Raw genomic sequence first — 4,808 nt, forward strand, 5'->3', positions numbered from 1 at the left:
TCTGCCTAATATCCGCTGCGCCTTCGGCACCCGCATGGGCGGCACCAGCACGGGCCCTTTTGCAGGAAACAACATCTCTTTCGAGGTGGGCGACGAACCCGAAACGGTTCTTGTCAACCGACGCGCTTTCCGCAATGCACTGGGCTTTTCCCGGTGGTGCGAGCTCAAACAGGTCCATGGCTGCGGCTTTATCCCCAACCCCCGGCATGACGTCATCCAGGGGACCGAAGATCCGGGAGACGGGCTGTCCACCCTGGAAAAGGGGGTCGGTCTGGTGATCAAGACCGCAGATTGTCAGCCCATCCTGCTGGCCCATACCTCGGGCGACTATGTAGCGGCCATCCATTGCGGCTGGCGAGGCAACCGGATGCTCTTCCCCCAACAGGCGGTCATTGCCTTTTGCAGTACCTACGGCATTGAACCCCAGGAGATCCTGGCCGTCCGGGGACCCAGCCTCGGCCCCGCCAAAAGCGAGTTCACGAATTTCGATACGGAATGGGGAAAAGCGTTCGCCGGCTATTTCGACCCGAAAACAGAAACCATGGACCTCTGGCAGCTGACCAGAGACCAGCTCATAGAAGCGGGTCTGCACCCGAGAAACATCTTCGGGCTGGACCTGTGCACCCACACCATGGAACAATGGTTTTTCTCGTACCGAAGAAACACCGTCTGCGGCAGACAGGCATCCGTCATCTGGATGGAAAAATAAACCGGATATCCCCACCCCACCATCCGACCATGAAAACAAATCAACACCCCAACAGGTCCTTCCCTGCGCACTGCGCACTGCGAACTACGCACTTCCTCCCTCAACCCTTAAAACCTAACCCTTAAAACGCATTAAGCGGAGCCCACCATGGACAACCCCATCGACACCTTCTGGAACCTGCGCATCAAAGACACGGCCGAGGCCCTGGAAACAAACAATTTCGAGGTCTTCACCGCCGCCACGGCCAAAGACGCCCAAACCCTGGTCCTTGAAACCATCCTCCCGCAAACCGGAGCCAAAACCCTCTCCTGGGGCGGCTCCATGACCTTCAAAGACACAGGGCTGTACGAGGCTCTCAAAAATCGGGATGATCTCGAAATCCTCGACACCTACGACAAAAATCTCTCCAAGGAGGACTCCTACGAACGTCGCCGCCAGGCCCTGCTTGTCGACCTCTTTTTCACCGGCACCAACGCCCTTACCCTGGACGGCAAGCTGGTCAACCTGGACATGATCGGCAACCGGGTCGGCGCACTCACCTTCGGCCCCAAAAACGTCATCGTCCTGGCAGGCCGCAACAAGATCGTCAGCGACATGGACGAAGCCATGTACCGGATCAAGAACTACGTGGCCCCGGTCAACGCCATGCGGCTGGGCAAAAAGACCCCCTGCGCCAAGACCTCCTTCTGTCAGGAATGCAAAAGCCCGGACCGCATCTGTAACACCTGGACCATCACGGAAAAGGCCTTCCCCCCCAAACGGATCAAGGTGGTTCTGATCAATGAGGACATGGGGTTTTAGAAACGCAGGTGGCATTCCATCGCCAACAGCCCATAAAAAAGCCCCGTCTTGAGGCGGGGCTTTTTTATGCAAGCAGAATCAGATGAACACCTACCCATGTCCTGCAACCGGTGTTTCCAGAGGATAGGTCATGCACACGAGCCCCTCCAATCCCTCCAACCCCGGTTCAAACCCGGATTTTGAAAAAATGACATACCGGATCGGCAGATCCGTATCGAGCAATCCCCCCTTCCTGATCAGATCCTGATAAACCCTGTACCCCACCGGCTGGTTGCGCCATTTGCATTCTATAAGGGTTACCTCTTCCTTGCCCATGGCCACCAGGTCGATTTTCTCCCGGTTATTCCACCAACGCCCCACCTTTTCGGGAAGAAATCCCAGAATCTCGAGGGGATGATCGAGGATCATCTCCAGCGCATAGTCTTCGAATACATGCCCGAGAATTCTTTCCGGATACGTAGCCTCGATTTCCCTGACAACCGGTTCCACCTGCCCCATTTCGAGCAATGAGCTGTTCTTGAACACATAGCTGAACCAGAAAGCCACGAACTGATCCTTGATACGGTACCGGCCCAGCCTGGACTTTGCGGGGTTTTTCTCCGTGACCGGAACCTCCCGAACAATCAGGTCCAGATCCATCAACTTCTGCATGTACCGGCCCAGATAGCCGGGACTGACCTGAAGACGCTTGGCAATGTTTCCGATTTTGCGCTCACCCCGAGCCATGGTCAGCAACAGGGAGAAATACGTGGTGGGCTCTCCGATTTCTTCTTTGAGAAGGAACCTGATTTCCTGATAGAGATAGGAGTTTCTGTCCAGGATATGTCTGGTCACATTGTCCAGAAAACCCATTGCGGGATCGTAGATCTCGAGATATTTCGGAACCCCGCCAAACGCTCCGTAGACGGACATGTGCTCCACCGGGCTCACATCAGGAAGAAAATCTCTGATATGCGCAAATTTCAGAGGCTGCAGCCTGATATTGGAGGTTCTCCGTCCATGCAGAGGAGCCGAATAGGAGAGCACCTCCGAATACATCATGGAAATGACCGATCCGCAGAGGATCACGTGAATATTGCACCGGCTCAACCGCATATCCCATATTTTCTGAAGGGTCGACGAGCAACCGTGAACGCTTTTGGCCAGATGCTGGTACTCGTCAATGACCAGCACAAGCTTGCGATCTTCGGGAATGTTCTCGCTCAAGAAAAGCAGCAATTGTTCCAGGGATGCGAACGAAATGTCCTTGAAGCCGGGCCGATCGAGAAACCTGACAATCTCGCCGGTCAGCATTTCAAGCTGCTGCAGGGGCCCGGCCTCGACGGCATAATAGTAGACAGCCGGCTTGTCCTCGATGAACCGGGTGATCAACGCGGTCTTGCCTATCCTCCTCCGACCGTACACAACCGAAAAAGAGGTGCCCTGACGCCGGTAATCCTGCTCGAGTATGTCCAGCTCGGATTGCCTGTTGAAAAACATTCTGTTTGAAAACATCATGTTTTGCTACATAGTAAAAACAGCCCAAAAAAGCCAGACTTTTTAAGCCGGAACCATTGTCAGAAACCGCGTGTTCCTCTGTCAAGCGGGCAATATTCAGATTTGGAGTGTCGGGTAAGGTAGATTCCTGAAGAACCGATCAAGACCCCCTGTTACATTCTATCGGTATACAGGTTAATATTTCTCATCATCCAACCTGTATACCGATACTATCATGAACTCCAAAAAACTCCTTCTCATCCTCTCCTTCTACAATCCCCATTGGACAAACAACCCCCTTGATCCGGGAGTTGGCCGGGACCTTCTCGCCCCGTGTATCCGCCAACTCGATTCTCCCGCTGTTCGGTTTTTTGTACTGATTGTCCTGCGGAGCATCGAAGAAACAGGGGCAGAGTCGGGGCAGAACTAATTTTTGAGATTGTGGTCTTGAATAAGTGACCCACCTGGCACACCCCCATGACGAGCAAAAAAACCAGATGGAGACGGTCAGCCCAAGAAAAAATTGTGTCTGAGAATATTTTGAACTGTTATGTCCTGTAATGTAAACTTTTCTTGTCCGTTGTAGAGAACGTACCCATCTTGACATCTATCTTCTGTTATTTTTTTGAATTTTTGGATTCCTTTGAGAAAATGCTTTGAAAATGTGGAAGACGATTTTATTTCAACAGGTATAAGTTTTCGTTGTCGTTCAACGACAAGATCGACTTCATTGCCGTGAGTATCGCGATAGAAAAACAATCGAGGAGTTTTTCCTAAATTGTAATAGTTTTTTACTATTTCAAGGATAACAAAATTTTCGTATAATCCTCCACGCAGAGGATCACGAGATGCATGATCAGGCGTTTCAATCCCGAGCAGATGGCACGCAAGACCGGTGTCTGTAAAATATATTTTAGGTGATTTAATGACTCTTTTTTTGATATTTTCGAAAAAAGGACGTAGTTCAAAAACAATAAAAGATGCTTTGAGAACACTGATCCATTTCTTGATCGATGTCGCTGAAATACCGACATCATTTGCAAGAGACGTGTAGTTGATCACCTGCCCGACTCTTCCTGCCAGCAAGGTGATGAATTGCTGGAACTGGTTGAGATCCTTGACGTTGATCATGGCCCGAACATCCCTTTCCACATAGGTCTGGACATATCCGTTATAATAACGGGTTGGACGCAGGCCCATTTGGTGCAAACGGGGAAACATCCCGACGGCTATGATCTCATAGATATCCCAGTCCTGCTTGTATGCACGCAGTTCGGTAAGAGAAAACGGCAGCAGGTTCAGCAATGCCGTCCTTCCGGCAAGGGTCTGGCTGACAACCTGATGGACATCCGGCTGATGACTGCCTGTAAGAATAAACATACCGGGTTGCTGTTTTTCATCCACGATACCTTGCAGATAGGAGAGCAATACCGGCAATCGCTGGATTTCGTCCAGAACCGCACCCTCAGGAAGATTTTCCAAAAATCCCCTGGGATCTGTATCCGCCGCCAGACGAATATCCGGATCTTCCATGGAATAGTACGGCTTGTGGGGAAATGTCATCCTGGCAAGAGTCGTCTTCCCTGACTGCCTGGGCCCAAAAATAGTGACTACGGGGTATTCCTTGGCACTTTCAAGCAATTCCCGGGTAATTTGACGTGTGATCATGCAGATATGGCTACCCTGTTTTCGTGAAAATCTCAAGTTTGAGTTTGAATTTTCACAGTTATTGCCCCTCCAGCCATCAGAAACCGACAATCGGCAAAGATCTTTTGCCACCAAAGGCCGTGTCTTCGTAGTTGTAAATATAAAAACGGGGACA

At 51.2% G+C, this 4,808-nt stretch carries 5 protein-coding genes; 3 read left to right on the forward strand and 2 right to left on the reverse strand.

Translation table 11 applies throughout. The annotated features are described in order from the left end of the window. Position 1: 1 nt before the first annotated feature. Together ACY692_RS14080 and ACY692_RS14085 are read left to right on the forward strand one after the other, a co-directional pair. The gene (locus ACY692_RS14080) at positions 2 to 709 is read left to right on the forward strand and encodes a purine nucleoside phosphorylase YfiH/LACC1 family protein (protein WP_462326014.1); all 708 of its coding nucleotides are present in this window, start codon (positions 2 to 4) and stop codon (positions 707 to 709) included. Between the two features lie 147 nt (positions 710 to 856). After that, positions 857 to 1,510 carry a lactate utilization protein gene (locus tag ACY692_RS14085; protein ID WP_462326015.1) on the forward strand — a complete coding sequence of 218 codons (654 nt, stop codon included), beginning with the start codon at positions 857 to 859 and terminating at the stop codon, positions 1,508 to 1,510. A gap of 90 nt (positions 1,511 to 1,600) precedes the next feature. On the opposite strand, the gene ACY692_RS14090 is transcribed toward ACY692_RS14085, so the two are convergent. After that, positions 1,601 to 3,004: an ATP-binding protein gene (locus ACY692_RS14090; RefSeq protein ID WP_462326016.1), complete on the reverse strand. Its 1,404-nt coding sequence runs from the start codon at positions 3,002 to 3,004 to the stop codon at positions 1,601 to 1,603. Between the two features lie 217 nt (positions 3,005 to 3,221). On the opposite strand from ACY692_RS14090, the gene ACY692_RS14095 reads away from it, so the two are divergent. After that, a complete protein-coding gene (locus tag ACY692_RS14095; RefSeq protein WP_462326017.1) occupies positions 3,222 to 3,416 on the forward strand; it encodes a hypothetical protein in 195 nt (64 codons plus the stop codon). A gap of 77 nt (positions 3,417 to 3,493) precedes the next feature. Here the strand turns inward: ACY692_RS14095 and ACY692_RS14100 are convergent. Further along, on the reverse strand, positions 3,494 to 4,808 hold a 1,315-nt coding region (locus ACY692_RS14100; RefSeq protein ID WP_462326018.1), incomplete at its 5' end, for an ATP-binding protein.

It is taken from the genome of Desulfoplanes sp. (genome assembly GCF_054921335.1).